The sequence below is a fragment of the Candidatus Sulfurimonas marisnigri genome (assembly GCF_015265475.1).
Lineage (GTDB): Bacteria > Campylobacterota > Campylobacteria > Campylobacterales > Sulfurimonadaceae > Sulfurimonas > Sulfurimonas marisnigri.
Genome location: NZ_CP054493.1, coordinates 2,419,461 through 2,439,771 on the forward strand (window position 1 = coordinate 2,419,461; position 20,311 = coordinate 2,439,771).

The window sequence follows — 20,311 nt, forward strand, 5'->3', positions numbered from 1 at the left end:
GAGACTAGGCTTTAGTGCCTAAATCTCCCAGTCAGTTTCAAAGACCTTCTTAACCATACCCTTAAAAGTAATAGTTTTATCATTCATACCCAAATAAAGAGTATCGCCGCTTTTTGGATAAACCTCAATGTTGCTACTAATTTTTTTCTCTGCTAGTGCCCTATAAAAACAAGCAGCCATTCCCGTCCCACACGCTAAAGTTTCATCCTCAACACCGCGCTCATACGTTCTAACTCTTAAGTTATTTCCATCAACAAAAGCTATATTTACATTTGCATTATATTTATATCTTAGTTCTCTAGCTTCTAGTATGTTAAACTCTTCTATATTGTCTGTAAAGCTTACCATATGAGGAACACCTGTATCTAGTTTCCACCAATTTTTTCCGCCAAATATTATATCTTTTTCTAAAATCTTTGGCTGGGTAAGCTCACTAAGGACCATTCCACTATTAGCACTATTTGCATCAACCTCAGCCTTTATTACGCCTGCTTCAGTTAAAAAACTCATATTTTTTGGAGCCAATTCATTGTAAAAAGCATAATGAGCACAGGCACGACTTCCATTTCCGCACATCTCTGCCGTACTTCCATCAGAGTTATAAAATTGCCATTCGAAGTCATATTCATCGTGAGGAACTATAACAATCAGACCATCAGCACCTATTCCATCTTGTCTATGACAAATCTCTTGTGCTAATTTACTTCTATCCTTTTTAACATCTAGGTGAAAAATAACAAAGTCATTTCCATTTCCACTATATTTTGCTACTTTCATTTTTGTCCTATAAGTACTTTTCTTTAATCATATCTACAAACTCTTCACACTCTTGTTGTAGATGCTTTAAATTTTTAGAGTTATCAATAACCCATGTAGCTCTTTTTTTCTTCTCTTCTATAGGCATTTGCGAGGCTATTCGTCTGAGTGACTCATCTTTTGAGTAACCATTTCTCTTCATAAACCTCTCTAGTTGAATATCACTTGGAGTGTAAACAACCACACAATCTTTAATATCATAAGCACCATTTTCAAAAAAGAGAGGAATATCTATAAGATATGGGAATTTAAAACTATCTTGCTTAATACTTCTTAATTCTATTTCAGCTCTTATTTTTGGATGAAGAAACTCTTCTAATTTTTTCTTGGCATCAACGTTTGAAAAAACCAAACTTCCAAGTTTAGCTCTGTCAACTTTTGAGCCATTAACATATTCATCACCAAAGTTCTCTCTAACCCAAGAAGAAGACGCATCCAAAATCTCATGAGATATACTATCGGCATCTATAACTCTCATTCCATTGAGAGCTAAAAGGGACGCTACAGTACTTTTACCTGTAGCAATTCCGCCGGTTAAGGCAATAGCATACTTAAATGCCATTAGTTTTTCACAATACCTAAATACTCTTTACGAATATAGTTACCCATTGCAAAAGAAGCTACATGTACATCGCAGTTATAATAACTTAACCCATCAATCATATCAGAACGATGAAGATTGATATCCGCAGTCGGATGATACTCTTTAGAGCTAAGAAGTGCAGTAGAGCAGTTGCCCAGATTGTATGGCATAATCACTTTAAAATATCTACCCAAAGTTTTCATTAAAATTTTGTTTGCTTCAGTCTCATCTAAAGTTGGATGAATAGTAACAAACTGCCCATCATCTTCTAAAACACGGTCGATATGTGAGATAAATGCCGCATCTGCTTGCATTTCAGAAATAACAACATCATATGCCTTGTCCTCTAAAGCACTGATCGCCTCAAGCTTACAAGAGATAACTTTTGAACCAACTTCAACATGTCTTTCTAGCTCTTCACTTAATAACTCTGCATTATCGCTGATTATTAAAACATTTTTTGGATCTTTGCTAGTACATAGAGGTACGTGAACCATCATTTCTGGATATGTAAATTCATTCATTTTTTTTATTTCCTAATTTTTTTAAAGATTTTATCATATTTGTATTAAATAGCATTAAAAACCTTAGTAATTAGATATATTTAAGCATTAATTGATAATTAGATATAATTTCATGAAATATTTAAATCAATAAGGATAAAAAATGAATTATAACAAAGTAAAAACTACATGTAGAGTTGTTCGTATTGTAGCAGGGATAGCATTAATAGTGACAGGTGTAATAACAGGTAACGCATGGTTTTATTTAGGTGTTCTTCCTCTAATTGCTGGTATAGTTAACTTCTGCCCAATATGTATAGTAAGTAAAAAGTGTGACCTACCTAATGGGTAAAACTTTGCTATAAGAATCTAACAAGTCAAAATATGATAATATTATCACAAAAAATTTCATAAGGAATTTATATGAGCATCTCAAGAAGAGAGATTTTAACATTATCAGGTTTAGCAGTTGCTTCTACTGCACTTAGTGCTTCCAATAAAACAAAGGCTAAACTAAATACTGAGTATAAAGCACCAATACCTGATACTACTAAACCAAGAGTAGTCGTTGTTGGTGGTGGATGGTCTGGACTCTCAATTGCAAAAAATACAAAAATATTTGCTCCTGATGCAGAGGTAATCCTTGTTGAACAAAGACATGAATTTACATCTTGTCCGCTTAGTAACCTGTGGCTGGTAGATAAAATTGAACTAGAATATTTGACACATGATTATCTGCAAGCCGCTAGAAACTATAACTATACTTATTTCCAATCAACAGCAATTGGTCTAGATAAAGAGAATCAAATCCTTGAAACTAGCGACGGCAGTATCAAATATGACTATTTAGTTATGGCTCCTGGAATTGACTATGATTATTCTCGCTGGACAAAAGATTTAACTTTTGAAAATAGACTAAGACGTGATTATCCTGCAGGATTTATTCCTGGTTCTGAACATATCACATTAAAAAATAAAGTTTTAAACTTCAAAGGCGGCAACTTTTTATTAACAGTGCCAGCTGGTAACTACAGATGTCTTCCTGCTCCCTACGAGAGAGCTTGTATTATAGCTGACCATTTTAAGCAAAACAATATAAAAGGCAAAGTGATTTTACTTGATGAGAACAATACTATCACTATCAAAGAAAAAGGTTTTCAAAGTGCTTTTACTGAGCTATATGCTGACTACATAGAGTATGTACCAAGCTCAGTAATCAATAAAATTGACTTAGATAACAAAATTGTTTACACAGAGTTTGATGAGTTTGAATTTGAAGATGCATCCTTTTATCCTCATGTGAGAGGTGCTAAGATTCTAGAGAGAATGGGGCTAGCAAAAGATGCAAAAAATATGATGGAGGGTCATATTAACCCTCTAACTTATGAAGCTATTGATGCAAAAAATGTATTCATTACTGGTGATGCTCGTCCTATGGGATTCTCAAAGTCAGGTAATACTTCAAACTCTGAAGGGTTCATTGTAGCAGCTAATATCGCACAAAGAATCAATAAAACGCCTGTCCTAGCCTGGGAACCACCAACCACAACTTGCTTCTCTGCTATATCAACAGCACCTGAAAAGGCAATATACATCTATACTCAATACTCTTATGACAAGAAAACTAAAGCTTTTGATTTTGCTGGAACAATAAGTAGTGAAGACTGGAAAAAACACGGTGAAGTTAATGCAAATTCTATTTATGACTGGGCTACTGCTTTGTACCATGATATGTTTGGATCTAAAAACTCCTAAACTTGATTTATGCTCCAATAAGGTATAATCCCACACTTTAAAATTGGAGTTCTAAATGAGCCAAATTAGCTACAAAGATGCCGGTGTTGATATAGATGCTGGTAATAGTTTCGTTGAAAACATCAAACCTCTTGTTAAATCAACAAAAATTCCGGGTGTTATAGGTGGTATAGGCTCTTTCGCCGGTGCATTTGAGTTACCAAAAGGTTTTAAAGAGCCTGTAATGCTCGCGGCAACTGATGGAGTTGGTACAAAGTTAAAACTTGCTATTGACTCAGGGATTCACAATACAGTTGGAATTGATTTAGTTGCGATGTGTGTTAATGACCTTCTTTGTAACTTCGGTACTCCATCTTTTTTCTTAGATTATTATGCAACTGGCAAACTTGATGTAAACGTAGCAACAAATGTAGTTGCTGGAATTGCTGAGGGTTGCATAAGAAGCGAATGTGCTCTTATCGGTGGTGAAACTGCTGAAATGCCTGGAATGTACTCTGAAAATGATTATGACTTAGCTGGCTTTGCTGTAGGTGTTGCTGAAAAATCTGAGATGGATAGAGTCTCACTTGTTCGTGCTGGCCATAAGCTTATAGCACTTCCAAGTTCAGGACTTCACTCAAATGGTTTCTCGCTAGCTAGAAAAGTTCTTTTTGAAAAAATGAATTTAGACTTCAATGAAGACTTCAACGGTAAACCCCTTATTGAGACTCTGCTTGAACCTACCAACATCTATGTAAAAACATTCAAAGCACTAAAAAATGAGATAGTGGCTATGGCTCATATTACTGGTGGTGGAATTGTAGAAAATTTACCTCGTGTTTTACCTGAGAACTTAATGGCTGAAGTAAAAAAAGACTCTATAAAAGTTCTTCCAATATTTGAGTTAATAGGTCAACATGTAGATTTAGATGAAATGTATAGAGCATTCAATATGGGTGTCGGTATGATTTTAGTTGTAGAAGATAAAAACGTAAATGCCGTTTTAGCTAAAGCTGAAGGTTCTTACTTGATAGGTGGAATAAAAGAAGGCTCTCGTGAAGCAGTAATGATATAAGGTTGTAGGGACAAATGTCCCAGCCACCCACCACATAATGGGCATTTTGCTCATTATGGTGTATAGATTACTTAAAAGGCTTCTTTAAGTCTTTAATAACATCACCAGGAACAGACGCAATAGTAGCAAATTGCATCATACCTAGCAATGGATAATTCATAGCTATATAATACTCAGCTTGAAGCATAGTAGCTTTTCCACCACTTACAACAATTGGCCAAGGCAATAAACCAGCATTAGCACGTCCAATTTTCTTTACAAATCTTTGTGTACCACGACCAACACTATAACCAACTAAAGTAGTATCGTCCGAAATTTTAAGCTCATATGCAAGCCCTTTACCTTTTTTGTAATTTTTTAGCTTAGCCAATAACTCTTCATTTGAGCCTTCTCCAAGTACTTTTGTATCTTCGTAGTAAGGCATTCCTAAAGTAAAGTGAAAACCTGCTAAGTCATCAAATTCCATTTTATCTTCAGAATTTTTAAGACCAGGAAATGCACCTTCAAGCTTAGCTTTTACAGCTGAAAATGTTGCATGATTATAATCATCTTGCATGTAAGCTTTGCCAAAATAAACTGGATTACTAAATGAGATTGTTTTTTCTTGATCATCTACAAAAAGTTTCATAACAGCAATATTCGCACGATTTGGCTTTGCAGCCTCTTTTTTAAGTGTAGGACAAGTAAAAACAATAGTCTTACCCTCTTTAACACTTTTAAATTTTGAGAGAACTTCAAATCCAGCAGCAGTTAGTTTAGCTTCAGAATCAGCTACACTAACATAAGCACCTTGAAGATATGCGCTTACATCACCACTTGGCTCAGAGCTAGAAGCTTGAGCTTGAGTACTCTTACCGGCACAACCACAAAAAGTAAGTGCAGTTACACTAAAAATTAATGTTAAAAACTTTTTCATATCTCTTTAGCTCCTAAGCTTGTCATAATTTCTTTAATTTTACTATCCATGTCTTTAATAAACTGAAGTCTTTTAGGGTCAGTAATTTTCCCAAAAACAGCCCAGTTATCAACACTTGGCATACCAACTTTTAAAGTACTTGAATCTTTATCTAAGTACATGTACATTGAACATGGAGCTGAAGCACCTAATTCTGGGTGTTCCCATACATTAAACACTGTATATGAAAAAGTAAAGTGACAAAGTGAGTAAACCCAATAAGCATCATATTTATCATTTTCTAAATCATTATCAACCCAATACTCAGCAAAATCTCTTTTACCGGCAATAATATACTCTTCAGCTTCGAATGCTTTCTCGAACTTTTCCATAAAGTCAAATTTTGCATCTAAAACATCTTCGCCTCTATCAAAAGGGATTTCCCACTCAATTAAAGTTTTAGCAGGAAGTTTGTCTATTTCAACATACTCAACTTCTCCGCCCATGCCTTCGTCGGTAGCATCACTTAAAGCATCAATTTTTTCAGTGAAAGCCGCTCTAACACCAGCATCTTTAATCTCTGCAATATCTAGCATCGCTTGAGGGGTTAAGGTACCAACATAAGTTTTATCTTCACTTTTTTTCTTGTATATAAGGTAGTTAAGTGGAGCAAATGAGCCAAGTTTTGGTTCTTTCATAAGAAGTTCACGCATCCACTCTTCATTAGAAATAGTGATAAAACCAAGGTTATCTAAGTTTCCAACATAGTCTGTTTTAAACTGAGGATTTGGCTTACCGTCTTTTAGTAGTTTAGTACCGTAAAAAAGCTTGTAATAGTACTCAATTTTTGGGTGAATGTCTTTTGGAGTAAATCCAGCATCTTCTAAATCAACTTCCAATATACCATTGAACGCGTCATTTCTCTCTTTATATGTACCTTCTGATACATTCAATCTTATAGCCTGATAACCAAATGCCATACTTGCTGTCAACGATAATAAAACCGCTATTTTTACAAATGCTTTAAACATGTGTTTCCTTTTTATTTAACTTAATTATGTGATAGTTTTATCACAAAAAATCTGAAATAATTATATCATACAAATCTGTAAACTTTCTGAATTTTTGAACTATATTGTATTAAATAAGAAGTATTAACATACTTTGAAACACTTAAATTCATAAAGGTAAGAAAGTTAGTAGTAAATGTAAAAGTTTATGATTGGTTTTAGTTGTATTGCTTACCCCATGCGGAGCATGGGAGTAAAGTTGTATTTCTAGAAAGCGTAGTTAAGTTGGAAACTGTAACTTGTTTCTGAGTGAGCCACTTTAATATCTTGTCCAGCAAAATTCGTAAAAGTTTGCTCATTCTCAGCAGCAAATACAGCAGCTAAATCAACAGAAATCATTTCACTTATCTTATAAGTTCCACCAATTGTAAAGTGTGATTCAACATTCCCTGGGAAACCTAATGCATTAAATGTATTAATTGTTCCTGCTGATAATCCAGCACTGTTGTATGTAGTTTCAAGTGGATCTCCACCTGGTGAAGCACCCCATGTTACAGTTTGCTCTTTTACTGCACTATCAGCAAAAGCGTAACCACAACGAACAGCCCAGCCAGTTGTTGCATATTCATAACCAATAGAAATTACATCCTGGTCTTCCCACTCAAAATCTTCATAACCTGCAGCATCAGACCAGTTAATATTTTTCCAATCAAGTGCAATAGTATGCTCATTCATATTGTAACTAACACCAACACCCATTTCAGCTGGACTAGAAAGCTTATCATTAGTGTATCCGGAAGGATTAAGTTGAGTATTAACAAAAGGGCTAATTGTGCTACTCATAACACCCTTATACTCCATTTCTATCTCTGATTTATATACAGCACCAATTGTAATCCCATTAGTCTCATAAGCAAGACCTATGTTATAACCGAATGCTAAATCATCATTTGCGCCTGAGCCATACTTAGTTCCTGGGTCAACTGCATAGCCACCAATAAGATCTCCTGAAGCATTTCTACTTGGTTGACCTGGATGTTCATAGTCAATATCTAATGAACCATATTGTATGATTGGAGTAATACCAATTGAGTAATTATCTCTTACATAAACCAAAGGAACACCAAATTGCATAAGTTGTAAAGCTGTAACCATTTGCATATTAGAGCCACCAAGTAATACAGAAGGTGTATCACGGTAATCAACACCTAAGCCACCTGTTCCCCACATACCAACACCAGCATAAAAGTTATCATTAATTTTGCTAGCAACTGAAACAGAAGGAATAACGAACATATCAGAATCACTGTCAGCTGAACCACTAGTAAATGCTGAAACACCATCGTGTAGAGTATTAGACACTTCTACATCTGGCATAAATAATGTTCCACCAAAAGAGATTTCATTGTCTTTCTTAATTGTAGTAATTAGAGCAGGATTAGATAGGGCAGACTCTGCGCCATGACCCATACCAATACCGATTCCACCTATACCACGAGTTTTTGCACCCATACCAAGCATAGTTGAACCATTTGTTGCGAATGCCGATGTTGCACCTAAAGCTAACGCAGCTACTACTGCTAATTTAATTGTTCTTTTCATTTTCTCTCCTACGAGTAATTTTGAATACAAGCATTATAGGCAAGTAAAATTTAACTGTATCTTAAACTAGGAATGAATATTTTTAATTAAAGTAAAAACTTATTATTTAAAATTTATTTATATAATAAATATATATAAATAAAATCATATTTATATATAAAATATTAATTTTAACTTATATAAATAAGATATTTATATGTTTGGGATAAGTTTTATGAAATTTAATACATAAACTTATTTGTGATAAAAACATTACATAGTGTAGTTTTGTAACATAATTATTACAAAAAATTTAAATAGAACTCTTAATATATCAAAACATATATCATTATGTAAAACAAAAACCTCTTTATTAGTTTCTTGAAGCGTAAAATCATAGTAAAAAGAGTAAGTATTAAGAAGTAAAAAATAGTTAAAGTATAAAAAGTTTAATATATTGAAGTAAATTTGATTATTGAGAAGTAAATTGATCAACTAGGCAGCGACCTACATTTCCACACCTGAAAGATGCAGTATTATCAGCGATGAGAGGCTTAGCTTCTGGGTTCGGAATGGGACCAGGCGTTTCCCTCTCTCTATAGCCACCTAGACAATCAAGTGTAAAGACATCTAAATGTTCTTACATTTGACTGTTAGAGTCAATTGAGTGAGTGTTTATACTATTTCTAGTATACATTATTGTTTAAGTCAACATAATTTCTAAATAACTGTATCAGTACACGGTTCATTAAATAGTGTGTTTACACTAAGTAAGGTAGTGAACGAAGTTGTGTTCTATTCAAAGAACTGTAAAAAAAGACAAACGTACTATTAGTACTGGTCAGCTAAACATATTACTATGCGTACACACCCAGCCTATCAAGCTTGTAGTCTTCAAGCGTACTTCAGGGAACGTTCATCTTGGAGTTGGCTTCCCGCTTAGATGCTTTCAGCGGTTATCTCATCCATGCGTAGCTACCCAGCGATGCTCTTGGCAGAACAACTGGTGCACCAGTGGCATGTCCAACCCGGTCCTCTCGTACTAGGGTCAGCTCTCCTCAACGTTCCTACGCCCACGGAAGATAGGGACCGAACTGTCTCACGACGTTCTGAACCCAGCTCGCGTACCGCTTTAAATGGCGAACAGCCATACCCTTGGGACCTGCTCCAGCCCCAGGATGCGATGAGCCGACATCGAGGTGCCAAACCTCCCCGTCGATGTGAGCTCTTGGGGGAGATCAGCCTGTTATCCCCGGCGTACCTTTTATCCTTTGAGCGATGGCCCTTCCACACAGAACCACCGGATCACTATGACCGTCTTTCGACTCTGCTCGACTTGTATGTCTCACAGTCAGTCCGGCTTGTGCCATTATACTCTACGGTGGATTTCCAACCCACCTGAGCCGAACTTTGTAAGCCTCCGTTACTTTTTAGGAGGCGACCGCCCCAGTCAAACTACCCACCAGACATTGTCCTCGCACGAGATAATCGTACCGAGTTAGCTATCAGAATATTCAAGGGTGGTATCTCAAGGATGCCTCATCATCAACTGGCGTCGATGAATCGAAGGCTCCCACCTATCCTGCACGTGAATATCCCAATAGCAGTGTCAAGCTATAGTAAAGGTGCACGGGGTCTTTCCGTCTTTCCGCGGGTAGGAGGAATTTTCACCTCCACTACAATTTCACTGGATCCATTGTTGAGACAGCTCCCATCTCGTTACGCCATTCATGCAGGTCGGTATTTAACCGACAAGGAATTTCGCTACCTTAGGACCGTTATAGTTACGGCCGCCGTTTACTTGTGCTTCATTTCAATGCTTCGCAGAGCTAACAAATCCATTTAACATTCAAGCACCGGGCAGGCGTCACACCCTATACATCCTCTTACGAGTTAGCAGAGTGCTGTGTTTTTGGTAAACAGTCGGGAGGGACACTTTGCTGCGACCCGTCAATGCTTTACAGAGTAAATCTGTTAACAAATAGGGCACACCTTATACCGAAGATACGGTGCTAGTTTGCAGAGTTCCTTAACAATGGTTCATCCACGCGCCTTAGAATACTCATCTCACCCACCTGTGTTGGTTTACGGTACGGGCAACGGTTGTTCTCGTTTAGAGGCTTTTCTCGGCACGACAGTATCATCGATTCTCCGCGCTGGCCGAAGCCATTGCAGAGCCTGTAAGATCTCGGTCGAATGACAAACGGATTTTCCTATTTGTCGACCTACGTCCTTCGACCCACTATTCCATCAGTGAGCTCGATTAACTCTATGCGTCCCCCCATCACTCAAACGAACAACCGTCGGTATCGGAATATTAACCGATTTGCCATCGTCTACCCCTTTCGGACTCGACTTAGGTCCCGACTAACCCTACGATGACGAGCATCGCGTAGGAAACCTTGGGTTTACGGCGAAGAAGATTCTCACTTCTTTTCTCGCTACTCATGCCTGCATGCTCACTTCCATCCGCTCCAATATTCCTTACCGGTATACCTTCAACGCTGAATGGAACGCTCTCCTACCACTCATAGTAAACTATGAATCTAGAGCTTCGGTGCTTGTCTTAGCCCCGTTATATTTTCGGCGCAAAATCGCTAGACCAGTGAGCTGTTACGCTTTCTTTAAAGGGTGGCTGCTTCTAAGCCAACCTCCTGGTTGTCACAGCAACTTCACATCCTTTTCCACTTAGACAAGACTTTGGGACCTTAGCTGCTAGTCTGGGTTGTTCCCCTCTCGACATAGGATTTTATCACCCTACGCCTGACTCCCGAGGTTACACATGAAGTATTCGGAGTTTGATAGGGTTTGGTACCGCGGTAAGCAGCCCTAGCCCTGTCAGTGCTCTACCCCTTCATGCTAATGCTCGAGGCTATACCTAAATATATTTCGGAGAGAACCAGCTATCACTGAGTTTGATTGGCCTTTCACCCCTATCCACACGTCATCCCAAGAGTTTTCAACCTCTACGGGTTCGGTCCTCCACTGGCTCTTACACCAGCTTCAACCTGCACATGGATAGATCACTCAGTTTCGGGTCTGCAGCATCTGACTAATTCGCCCTATTAAGACTCGCTTTCGCTACGGCTTCTCGTTAGATTAACCTTGCCAGATACCACAACTCGCAGGCTCATTATGCAAAAGGCAGTCCGTCACACTTGTCTTGCGACAATAGTGCTCCGAATGATTGTAAGCCATAGGTTTCAGGTTCTATTTCACTCCGCTCACCGCGGTCCTTTTCACCTTTCCCTCACGGTACTTGTTCGCTATCGGTCTAGTAGTAGTATTTAGGGTTGGAGGGTGGTCCCCCCATATTCAGTCAAGATAACACGTGTCCCGACCTACTCGTTCCTTAGTCTAGTACCATATAAATGTTTTCGCTTACGGGGATATCACCCTCTATGTCCACTCTTTCCAAAGTGTTCGGCTAACAAATATATTATCACTAAGTGCCCTAATCCCATTTCGCTCGCCGCTACTATGGGAATCTCGTTTGATTTCTTTTCCTTCAGGTACTGAGATGTTTCACTTCCCTGAGTTCGCCCCCCGTAGGGTAACATGATTCGCACCATGCTGGGTCGCCCCATTCAGAAATCCCCGGATCAAAGCTCTTTGGCAGCTCCCCGAGGCTTATCGCAGCCTAATACGTCTTTCATCGCCTCTACTAGCCAAGGCATCCACCTATGGCCCTTAATATCTTTTTTTCTAATTTGCGTTCACTACCTTACTTAATGTATCTCTACTTTAAGTAAGTCAGTGTACTGTTGATTGTAGTTATTTAGTTAATATAATTAATAATTGAATAAATTCTTTTATCTTTTATATATGTTGACTTTGACAATAATAATTTAATGAACGATAGACTTTGAAGTCTAATCTAAACTCTCTGTTGAGAACTTAGATTAAGCTTTTTCTATTGATAAGTGTGAAATGGTGGAGAGTAGCGGGATCGAACCGCTGACCTCCTGCGTGCAAGGCAGGCGCTCTCCCAGCTGAGCTAACCCCCCATTTCAAATGAAAATAGATCACTGAAAACTAAGCAAGCAAATAAACTAATAACTAACAACATCTCTCGTGAGATTTTCTTTGTATGTCAATTCAAATGAATGATTGACTTTACTCTAGAAAGGAGGTGATCCAACCGCAGGTTCTCCTACGGTTACCTTGTTACGACTTCACCCCAGTCGCTAATTCCACCGTAAGTGGTAGCCTCCCGAAGGTTAGCTTCCCAATTTCGGGTGAAATCAACTCCCATGGTGTGACGGGCGGTGAGTACAAGACCCGGGAACGTATTCACCGTAGCATTGCTGATCTACGATTACTAGTGATTCCAGCTTCATGAAGTCGAGTTGCAGACTTCAATCCGAACTGAGAGACGCTTTGTGAGATTGGCTCCACCTCGCGGTATTGCAACTCTCTGTACGCCCCATTGTAGCACGTGTGTAGCCCTAGCCATAAGGGCCATGATGACTTGACGTCGTCCTCACCTTCCTCCTCCTTGCGAAGGCAGTCTCCCTAGAGTGCCCAGCTTAACCTGCTGGCAACTAAGGACGAGGGTTGCGCTCGTTGCGGGACTTAACCCAACATCTCACGACACGAGCTGACGACAGCCGTGCAGCACCTGTTTTCAAGTTCCCCGAAGGGCACCACTCCATCTCTGGTGTGTTCTATCAATGTCAAGGCTAGGTAAGGTTCTTCGCGTATCTTCGAATTAAACCACATGCTCCACCACTTGTGCGGGTCCCCGTCTATTCCTTTGAGTTTTAATCTTGCGACCGTACTCCCCAGGCGGAACACTTAATCTGTTAAGTGCATCACCGAGATGACAAGCATCCCGACGACTAGTGTTCATCGTTTAGGGCGTGGACTACCGGGGTATCTAATCCCGTTTGCTCCCCACGCTTTCACGCCTTAGCGTCAGTAATGTTCCAGGAGATCGCCTTCGCTTTAGGTATTCCTAGTGATATCTACGGATTTTACCCCTACACCACTAATTCCATCTCCCCCTCCCATACTCTAGGTTAGTAGTTTCAAATGCAGTTCTACAGTTGAGCTGTAGGATTTCACATCTGACTTACCAACCCGCCTACGCGTCCTTTACGCCCAGTGATTCCGAGTAACGCTTGCACCCTCCGTATTACCGCGGCTGCTGGCACGGAGTTAGCCGGTGCTTATTCATGAGCTACCGTCATTTTCTTGACTCATAAAAGGAGTTTACACACCGAAATGCGTCATCCTCCACGCGGCGTTGCTGCATCAGGGTTTCCCCCATTGTGCAATATTCCTCACTGCTGCCTCCCGTAGGAGTCTGGTCCGTGTCTCAGTACCAGTGTGGCGGATCATCCTCTCAAACCCGCTACCCGTCATTGCCTTGGTGAGCTCTTACCTCACCAACAAGCTGATGGGATATAGTCTGATCTTCAAGCGAAAAAACGTTTCCCGACTCTACTTAAGTAGAGAAGGTATATCCAGTATTAATCATCGTTTCCAATGGCTATCCCGGTCTTGAAGGTACATTAACTATATATTACTCACCCGTGCGCCACTAATCCAAAGAGCAAGCTCTTCTTCATCGTTCGACTTGCATGTGTTAAGCACGCCGCCAGCGTTCACTCTGAGCCAGGATCAAACTCTCCATAATTAAATTATGTAAAGATCACATTGCTGTGAAATTACTGATCATTGCCCAAGAATTAAAATTCATTGGCTTTGTTGCCACTATCTATAAATAGTTAGTGGACTTTTTTCTAAAGAAACTTTTTATCTTGCGATAAAATCGGTTCCCCTAGTTTTGTATAGTATCTATTTCTATTGGGTATCTATATTGCTATAGACCAAATAGAATAGACGGTTGTTGTTATATTAGTTATTTCTAAGTAAACTTATAGTGACTAATTAACTAATTTGTTATTAGTTATCTCGTCTATTTACTTGCTTAGTTTTCAATGATCTCAAACATATTCAAAAGCTTCTACTCGAAGTCTCTCTAGGCCTTAACTTAAGGTCTCATTGTTTGTGGATGGGAATTATAGGAGATTATGTATTCAATGTCAAGGCTTTTTTGAAAGAATTTAAAAAGTTTTTCTTGGGTGTTTAGTTTCTATGCTTTTTTAATTTTCTTTGTTAATAAAATATAAATTACTCTATACATATTATAGGACTTATCAAGCATGTTGCTATGTATTAACTCTTTATATATAAAATTCTTATATACAATTGTATAGTATATTATTGCTATACACAAATAAAGGATAAAAATGGGACTTTACGATCGTGATTATGCAAGAGGCAATGCTTCTACTTATACTACTAATACTAAGAGTGACACGCAATTAATTTCTTTTGTAAAAGAGACTTATAAATTGTTTGCTGCTTCAATGATGGCTGGTGCCGTTGGCGCTTATGTAGGGGTACCAATGGCTGGAACTATTGCAGCATATTTTTTTCCTCTATTTATTTTAGAGATTGGACTTTTAATTGGACTGCATTTTGTAAAACATAAACCAGGCATTAATCTAATGGTAATGTTTGGCTTTGTATTTATGACAGGTCTAATGTTAGCACCTCTACTTTCTCGTACGCTTGGAATAAGTGGTGGCGGTACTATTGTTGGAAATGCTTTTGCTATGACATCAGTTATATTTGGAGCTATGAGTTTTTATGCAATTAAAACAACAAAAGATTTTTCAGGATATGGAAAACCTCTTATGATTGCTTTAGTTGTGATAATTGTTTTTTCTGTAATAAATATGTTTATGGGCAGTCCATTGATGTCAATACTAATCTCTGGAGTTGTTGTTGTACTGTTTAGTATCTTGGTAACATATGATACTCAAAATATTATCAAAGGTGCTTATGAAACACCTATTGATGGTGCTATTGCACTTTACTTAGATTTCTTAAATATTTTTACAGCTCTTCTTCATTTGCTTGGTATATTTAGAGGCGATGACTAATCAACTTTCGCCCGAACTATTTCGGGTGATTGATGCAAATCTAAACCGCCTCAAAGAGGGGATTAGAGTTGTTGAAGATATAATGAGATACCGCGATAACAATAAAGAGATATCAACAAAACTAAAACTCCTAAGACACAAGTCAAAAATCAAAGAATCTATAGAATTACTTAAATATCGTGACAGCATTAATGATGTTCAACGAGCAACTATAAAGAGTGAATTAAACCGTCCAGACATAGATAGTATTATTATTGCCAATCTAAAAAGAGCCCAAGAGTCATCGAGGGTTCTAGAAGAGTTATATAAACTTCAGAGTATTGAGTATAGTGAAAACTTTAAATATATAAGATATGAATTGTATACTATAGAGAAGGAAATTTTAATTGAGACTTCTGAGTAAATAATAAATTAGATTCAAAATCAAGTTTAAGTTAATAATTTTTCAGATTGTTCTATTCCCATTTACAAAATATCAGCAATAGCTTTTCATTATCTTCATACCAATATATCTTGCTGATATTTACTTTATAAATAAATTCAATATAAGCATTGTCAATTAACAGAAGTACGTATTTAAGAGTTTTATTAAGATTTGTTTTCGTGAGGATTATAGTTGGAAGAGGTGATTTGACTTAATTAAAAGTCAAATCAGAGGTTGAAAAAGTTATTCCATCATCTCAATCTCTTGATATGCAAAATCAAGATTGTTGTTGTGTAAAATATCGTACATTGCTTTTTCTTTAAATTCTGCCATTGGTACTGCCTTTTGAATATCAGCAGCATCTACATCATCTTCGATAGCTTTAGCAACTCTATCTCTCATAAATGTAAAGTAGTCTCTTGCTTCATTAACGGCTGTCTTATCTGTTATAAAACCATGTCCTGGAATTAGTGTTTCCCAACCTTTAGCATCAATCATATCAAGTGCTTTGATTTGACCAAGAACCGCACCATCACGACCTGAAGTAATACGGCCATTCATAACCAAGTCACCAGCAAATAATACTTTTGATTTTGGCATAAAAAGAAAATAATCCTCAGCAGTGTGTGCTTTAACGCCTATTGTTATAACTTCAAAATCAATACCTTTTACATTAAACTTGTAGTTCTCTGTAAGTGTTCTATCAACTTTAATAATATTTGTGCCAGCAATTGCATTTTTTGGTAAAACTCTATACATTCTAGTTTTATCACCAGCTTTATACTTAGTGTTAATTACTGATGGCCCAATCAATTCTGCACCAAACTTTTGTTTATAAAAATCATTACCTAACCAATGGTCGTCATGCTCATGTGAGTTTACAACAACTTTAACTGGCAGAGCACCGGCAACTTTACTCATAGCTTCATAAGCTTGTTTAGCAAATATAAAAGATGGACCTGTATCAAATACTACAAAACTGTCATCTGTTTTAACGTAACAGTTATTTGCCATATTACCAGCATTTTCTTTTGTTGGTGCCTCTATTGCCCCAAAGAAACACCATACATTATCACTGACTTGCTTTGGCTTTAATTTGTAATTAAATTCATCACTTTTTACAGTCTTAGCAGTTGTCGCAGCTGCTGCAGAAGCTTCAGTTTTTGAAGAGTCTGAACAAGCTGTCATCATTGGAAGTAAAGCAATTGCAGATACTACTAATGGATTAATCATTTTTTTTATCATAAGGTTCACCTTTTTTTTAGTTTATTCTAGAAAGAATATATTTAACATGTCATAAACTTATCAACAGGTTGAATATATTCTATCTTTACATATAAAGTTTAGATTCTGAATAAACATCAGAATCTAAACTAAAAGAAAATACTATTTAATTTTCTTACTTGCTTTAGCAGTTTTACCTAAATTATTAACCCAGTCAATATCAATAGTATCACCTTCTTTTGCTCCAGTGAATGAAAATTGAAAATAAGGATCTTTAGATAGGAATGGTCCTGTAGACGCCTCCCATACAACTGTACCGTTTAATTTTGCAGTCATGTGAGTGATAAACTCTACATTGATTTTTTTAAGTTTTGCTTCTTCTTTACCAGCCATTGGGCTTTTAGCTAAAACTTTAACTTCTACTACGCCTTTTTTTAACTTTGCTTTTACTTTCATAATTATTCCTTTTTAATTTCTATTTATTTTATTTCAATGAGCGGCGGGGGTTAAATCAACCTCCACAACCACCAATAGAAACTTCTACTTTTTGTACAGCTGAGTATAATTTACCATCTCTACCTTTTGCAACAACAGTTACATTAGCAGTTTTTCTCATTTTGATTTTAGTTTTAATGTCAAAAACACCATTTTCACCTAATTCAAATACTACAACAGCAGATCTAGGATTAGCATCTTGAAATAAAGCAACAGACTCTACTGCTAATTTAGAACTAATTCCGATTGGCACAGCGCCACCATTTTCAGCTAGTTTAGGAGCTTTAATCTTGATTTTACCGTCAATCATAGGAGCTTTTCCGAATAATGCTTCAATAGCCTCTTTACTTCCGGCAGCTTCCCAAGCTTTTGGAGCAGTCGCTCTGAAATCTGTAGCACTTAAGCTAGCTGGTAATACTGATGCAGCAGCAGCTACTGCACCTAAACTTAAAAATTTTCTTCTTTGCATTTTAATTCCTTTTTATAATGTTGAGCAAACCCTAGTAAGTTTTTACTTACTAGATTCTACCATAAATTTAACAATATCTTTTACTTGCTCATCAGTTAGATCCATAGCACCACCCTTAGGAGGCATCCCATTAAATCCATTGATAGCGTGACTATTGACTTTCTCCATACCTTGAGCTATAACAGCTGCCCATGCATCGTGATCGCCAACAGCTGGAGCACCCATTGCATCAGTTTTATGACAAAGTGAACAAGCAGCATCGTACATTTTTTCAGCAGCTGATTTAGAACCCGTAGAAGTCTCTACCGGTAAATCCCTTACAGTTGAATATCCAGGTACAACAGCTGTTATCTCATTTTTAATTTTCATTACAGACTCTTTGACACAGTTAGTCATACAACGAGTACCAACCGCACCATAGTTTTTACGATCAGCAAAAAAAGCTCTTACATTTTCAATACCTTCTGGACCATTCACATCAGGGAAAAAACCATCACGATTTGGAAGAACAACTTTCAATAGTTTTTCTTTGTCAAGAACATACTCATCATCTAATGTTTCACCATCGATTTTTATCTCATTTGCAGCTAATAAGTAAGCAGTCATTGCATACAGTTCATTGTCTGTAAGGCTTTTTGGGTGAGCATATGGCATTGCATCACGGATGTACCACATAAGTGTAGAAACTTGTGGCCAATATGAACCGATAGTTCTCTTTGGAGCATCTTTACCTGGACATGTTCTTTGGTTTTTCAGTGATGCTACTGTACCACCAGCAAGAGTTGGATAACCCTTACCGCCAGCACCAAACTCACCGTGACAAGAAGCACATTGTGCCTCATATAATTCATCACCCTCTTCAACAGAGCCTTCACCATCCGGGAAACCTGTTCCATCTGGCATCATATCTCTGTCCCAAGCTGCTATCTCATTAGCAGTAGGAACTCTACCGTAGTTAAGTTTTGACATAGCTTGCGTATTGTATCTATATGCAGTTTCAACACCGTTAGCTCTAGGGTAAGTCATACCACCATCTAAAGCATCTTTTTTTCCATTGTAAACACCAGCAGTTGCAAGAGTTGATGTTAGTGCTAAGATAACACTAGTAACAATTAATTTATTATTTAATTTAAACATTTATACATCTCCTCCTATTAACTTGGACAATTATCTGTTCTAACTTGAACATTATGTACTGAATTATCCGCTCTTACTTCCCAAGTAACAATTGAGTTTCTGTGATAAACACCTTCTACACCAATAATACCTTTTTCTTGAGTAACTGTTGGCTGAACATTACCACTATCATCAACTGAACGAGACTGAAGTAATAATGGTTTACCATCATACTTATGCATATATGAGAATCTAGTCCATGATTTAGGTAATACTAAACCTTTTAACTGAGCTTCTTTATAGTTTTGTCCACCATCAATAGAAACATCGACATTTGTGATAGTTCCGTGACCAGACCATGCTAGACCTTCTATCTCAATCATTTGACCAACTTTAAGATTTTTCCATGGTTTTTCAGGACATGGAGAAGTAATAATTGAGTTAGTCTCTAGTGGATAGAAATGTTGGATTGCTTTACCGCTCTTAGTAAGAACTGTATATTTAGAAGTCTCTTCTTTACAGTACCAAGGCTCTGCACCGAATTCTAAACGTTTCAACCATTTAATACATAAGTTTGCTTCCCAACCTGGTAACATTAAACGAACAGGATAACCTTGTTCTGGTCTAAGTGCTTCACCATTTTGAGCCCAAACAATCATTGCATCGTCTAAAACTTTTTCAACTGGAATTGTTCTACTCATTTCTGAACCATCAGAACCTTCAGCTAACATCCATTTTGCAGTTGGTTTGATACCTAAATCATCAAGAATTACTGAAAGACGAACACCTGTCCACTCAGAGTTACTCATCATACCTTTTACGAATTGTAAAGAGTTGAACTGAGGACCTTTCCATTCAGCAGCACCATTCGCAGGACACTCCAAGAAAAGAATTCTGCTTTCAGATGGGTATTGCTTTAATTCATCAAGAGTTAAAACTATTGGCTTATCAACTAAACCGTGAATCATAAGTCTAAATTTATTAGGATCTATATGTGCAACACCGTTGTGAGTTCTAGTAAAGTGCAAACCATTTGGTGTAATGATACCTTCTAACTCGTGTAATGGTGACATAGAAACGGCAGCATGCATATCTCCAGCAGATGACATAAGACTTGAAGTTCTTCTTACAACATTATGCTCATATTTTGACGGAATACCATACGGATACTTGTTAAGTTCATCACCTAAAGTTGTTCCCCATTTAACGTGGTGTATTATATTTTCGTCGTCAGCTAACAACTTAGCAGGCGCTAATACAGCAGCTGCAGTGATAGCACTAACAGAATAAACAGCAGTTTTCTTAAAGAAATCTCTTCTACTATTAGTAGTTTCTAAATTATTTTCAGAAATTTTACTCATTTAATATCTACCTCCTTTATGTAACTTGTAGATTTTATAGTATGCATAGTACAAAACTTAATTATGCAT

Annotated in this window: 16 protein-coding genes, 1 tRNA gene and 3 rRNA genes; 5 read left to right on the plus strand and 15 right to left on the minus strand. The window is 37.4% G+C overall.

What is annotated here, in order from left to right:
- Positions 1-18: 18 nt before the first annotated feature.
- Genes dapF through HUE87_RS12250 form a run of 3 tightly spaced genes read right to left on the minus strand, consistent with a single transcriptional unit; the run spans position 19 to position 1,923 of the window.
- Positions 19-777, minus strand: coding sequence for a diaminopimelate epimerase (dapF, locus tag HUE87_RS12240; RefSeq protein ID WP_194366659.1), 759 nt, complete (start codon positions 775-777; stop codon positions 19-21).
- A 7-nt stretch (positions 778-784) separates the two neighbouring features.
- The gene (coaE, locus tag HUE87_RS12245) at positions 785-1,378 is read right to left on the minus strand and encodes a dephospho-CoA kinase (protein WP_194366660.1); all 594 of its coding nucleotides are present in this window, start codon (positions 1,376-1,378) and stop codon (positions 785-787) included.
- On the minus strand, positions 1,378-1,923 hold the full coding sequence (locus HUE87_RS12250; protein ID WP_194366661.1) for a spermine/spermidine synthase domain-containing protein: 546 nt from the start codon (positions 1,921-1,923) through the stop codon (positions 1,378-1,380). Before HUE87_RS12250 ends, coaE begins: the two co-directional genes overlap by 1 nt.
- 142 nt (positions 1,924-2,065) lie before the next feature.
- Between HUE87_RS12250 and HUE87_RS12255 the strand changes: the two genes are divergently transcribed.
- The 3 genes from HUE87_RS12255 (at position 2,066) to purM (ending at position 4,711) form a co-directional block, all read left to right on the plus strand.
- Positions 2,066-2,254: a YgaP family membrane protein gene (locus HUE87_RS12255; protein ID WP_194366662.1), complete on the plus strand. Its 189-nt coding sequence runs from the start codon at positions 2,066-2,068 to the stop codon at positions 2,252-2,254.
- Positions 2,255-2,325: 71 nt separating this feature from the next.
- Positions 2,326-3,657 carry an FCSD flavin-binding domain-containing protein gene (locus HUE87_RS12260; RefSeq protein ID WP_194366663.1) on the plus strand — a complete coding sequence of 444 codons (1,332 nt, stop codon included), beginning with the start codon at positions 2,326-2,328 and terminating at the stop codon, positions 3,655-3,657.
- Positions 3,658-3,712: 55 nt separating this feature from the next.
- Positions 3,713-4,711, plus strand: a complete 999-nt coding sequence (purM, locus tag HUE87_RS12265; RefSeq protein WP_194366664.1) for a phosphoribosylformylglycinamidine cyclo-ligase — start codon at positions 3,713-3,715, stop codon at positions 4,709-4,711.
- A 67-nt stretch (positions 4,712-4,778) separates the two neighbouring features.
- Here purM and HUE87_RS12270 read toward each other — a convergent pair whose 3' ends face one another.
- The 7 genes from HUE87_RS12270 to HUE87_RS12300 form a co-directional block, all read right to left on the minus strand.
- The gene (locus HUE87_RS12270) at positions 4,779-5,627 is read right to left on the minus strand and encodes a hypothetical protein (protein ID WP_194366665.1); all 849 of its coding nucleotides are present in this window, start codon (positions 5,625-5,627) and stop codon (positions 4,779-4,781) included.
- The gene (locus tag HUE87_RS12275; protein ID WP_194366666.1) at positions 5,624-6,637 is read right to left on the minus strand and encodes a DUF302 domain-containing protein; all 1,014 of its coding nucleotides are present in this window, start codon (positions 6,635-6,637) and stop codon (positions 5,624-5,626) included. Before HUE87_RS12275 ends, HUE87_RS12270 begins: the two co-directional genes overlap by 4 nt.
- A gap of 246 nt (positions 6,638-6,883) precedes the next feature.
- Positions 6,884-8,218, minus strand: a complete 1,335-nt coding sequence (locus HUE87_RS12280) for an OmpP1/FadL family transporter (RefSeq protein WP_194366667.1) — start codon at positions 8,216-8,218, stop codon at positions 6,884-6,886.
- A 473-nt stretch (positions 8,219-8,691) separates the two neighbouring features.
- Positions 8,692-8,807, minus strand: a 5S ribosomal RNA gene (gene rrf, locus HUE87_RS12285).
- A 200-nt stretch (positions 8,808-9,007) separates the two neighbouring features.
- Positions 9,008-11,901 (minus strand): 23S ribosomal RNA (locus tag HUE87_RS12290).
- A gap of 227 nt (positions 11,902-12,128) precedes the next feature.
- Positions 12,129-12,204: transfer RNA gene (locus HUE87_RS12295), tRNA-Ala, on the minus strand.
- 118 nt (positions 12,205-12,322) lie between these two features.
- Positions 12,323-13,838: ribosomal RNA gene (locus HUE87_RS12300) — 16S ribosomal RNA — on the minus strand.
- The 16S, 23S and 5S rRNA genes sit together here with 1 tRNA gene alongside, the layout of an rRNA operon.
- Before the next feature lie 616 nt (positions 13,839-14,454).
- Here HUE87_RS12300 and HUE87_RS12305 point away from each other — a divergent pair.
- Both HUE87_RS12305 and HUE87_RS12310 read left to right on the plus strand, forming a co-directional pair.
- Positions 14,455-15,153, plus strand: coding sequence for a Bax inhibitor-1/YccA family protein (locus HUE87_RS12305; RefSeq protein ID WP_194366668.1), 699 nt, complete (start codon positions 14,455-14,457; stop codon positions 15,151-15,153).
- The gene (locus HUE87_RS12310) at positions 15,146-15,556 is read left to right on the plus strand and encodes a thiamine-phosphate pyrophosphorylase (RefSeq protein WP_194366669.1); all 411 of its coding nucleotides are present in this window, start codon (positions 15,146-15,148) and stop codon (positions 15,554-15,556) included. Before HUE87_RS12305 ends, HUE87_RS12310 begins: the two co-directional genes overlap by 8 nt.
- A gap of 264 nt (positions 15,557-15,820) precedes the next feature.
- On the opposite strand, the gene HUE87_RS12315 is transcribed toward HUE87_RS12310, so the two are convergent.
- The 5 genes from HUE87_RS12315 to soxC all read right to left on the minus strand — a co-directional run bounded on the left by HUE87_RS12315 (position 15,821) and on the right by soxC (position 20,242).
- Complete coding sequence (locus tag HUE87_RS12315; RefSeq protein ID WP_194366670.1) at positions 15,821-16,822, minus strand: MBL fold metallo-hydrolase; 1,002 nt, start codon at positions 16,820-16,822, stop codon at positions 15,821-15,823.
- Between the two features lie 141 nt (positions 16,823-16,963).
- Complete coding sequence (gene soxZ, locus HUE87_RS12320; protein ID WP_194366671.1) at positions 16,964-17,257, minus strand: thiosulfate oxidation carrier complex protein SoxZ; 294 nt, start codon at positions 17,255-17,257, stop codon at positions 16,964-16,966.
- Positions 17,258-17,312: 55 nt separating this feature from the next.
- Positions 17,313-17,765, minus strand: coding sequence for a thiosulfate oxidation carrier protein SoxY (gene soxY, locus HUE87_RS12325; protein WP_194366672.1), 453 nt, complete (start codon positions 17,763-17,765; stop codon positions 17,313-17,315).
- Positions 17,766-17,807: 42 nt separating this feature from the next.
- Entirely contained in the window at positions 17,808-18,902 is a 1,095-nt protein-coding gene (locus tag HUE87_RS12330; RefSeq protein ID WP_194366673.1) for a c-type cytochrome, read from the minus strand.
- Positions 18,903-18,919: 17 nt separating this feature from the next.
- Positions 18,920-20,242, minus strand: coding sequence for a sulfite dehydrogenase (gene soxC, locus HUE87_RS12335; protein ID WP_194366674.1), 1,323 nt, complete (start codon positions 20,240-20,242; stop codon positions 18,920-18,922).
- Positions 20,243-20,311: the final 69 nt, after the last annotated feature.

Bases quoted from the DNA above. Each gene is read 5' to 3' on its own strand.
- dapF (WP_194366659.1), bottom strand. From the start codon at position 777: ATGAAAGTAGCAAAATATAGTGGAAATGGAAATGACTTTGTTATTTTT.
- coaE (WP_194366660.1), bottom strand. From the start codon at position 1,378: ATGGCATTTAAGTATGCTATTGCCTTAACCGGCGGAATTGCTACAGGT.
- HUE87_RS12250 (WP_194366661.1), bottom strand. From the start codon at position 1,923: ATGAATGAATTTACATATCCAGAAATGATGGTTCACGTACCTCTATGT.
- HUE87_RS12255 (WP_194366662.1), top strand. From the start codon at position 2,066: ATGAATTATAACAAAGTAAAAACTACATGTAGAGTTGTTCGTATTGTA.
- HUE87_RS12260 (WP_194366663.1), top strand. From the start codon at position 2,326: ATGAGCATCTCAAGAAGAGAGATTTTAACATTATCAGGTTTAGCAGTT.
- purM (WP_194366664.1), top strand. From the start codon at position 3,713: ATGAGCCAAATTAGCTACAAAGATGCCGGTGTTGATATAGATGCTGGT.
- HUE87_RS12270 (WP_194366665.1), bottom strand. From the start codon at position 5,627: ATGAAAAAGTTTTTAACATTAATTTTTAGTGTAACTGCACTTACTTTT.
- HUE87_RS12275 (WP_194366666.1), bottom strand. From the start codon at position 6,637: ATGTTTAAAGCATTTGTAAAAATAGCGGTTTTATTATCGTTGACAGCA.
- HUE87_RS12280 (WP_194366667.1), bottom strand. From the start codon at position 8,218: ATGAAAAGAACAATTAAATTAGCAGTAGTAGCTGCGTTAGCTTTAGGT.
- HUE87_RS12305 (WP_194366668.1), top strand. From the start codon at position 14,455: ATGGGACTTTACGATCGTGATTATGCAAGAGGCAATGCTTCTACTTAT.
- HUE87_RS12310 (WP_194366669.1), top strand. From the start codon at position 15,146: ATGACTAATCAACTTTCGCCCGAACTATTTCGGGTGATTGATGCAAAT.
- HUE87_RS12315 (WP_194366670.1), bottom strand. From the start codon at position 16,822: ATGATAAAAAAAATGATTAATCCATTAGTAGTATCTGCAATTGCTTTA.
- soxZ (WP_194366671.1), bottom strand. From the start codon at position 17,257: ATGAAAGTAAAAGCAAAGTTAAAAAAAGGCGTAGTAGAAGTTAAAGTT.
- soxY (WP_194366672.1), bottom strand. From the start codon at position 17,765: ATGCAAAGAAGAAAATTTTTAAGTTTAGGTGCAGTAGCTGCTGCTGCA.
- HUE87_RS12330 (WP_194366673.1), bottom strand. From the start codon at position 18,902: ATGTTTAAATTAAATAATAAATTAATTGTTACTAGTGTTATCTTAGCA.
- soxC (WP_194366674.1), bottom strand. From the start codon at position 20,242: ATGAGTAAAATTTCTGAAAATAATTTAGAAACTACTAATAGTAGAAGA.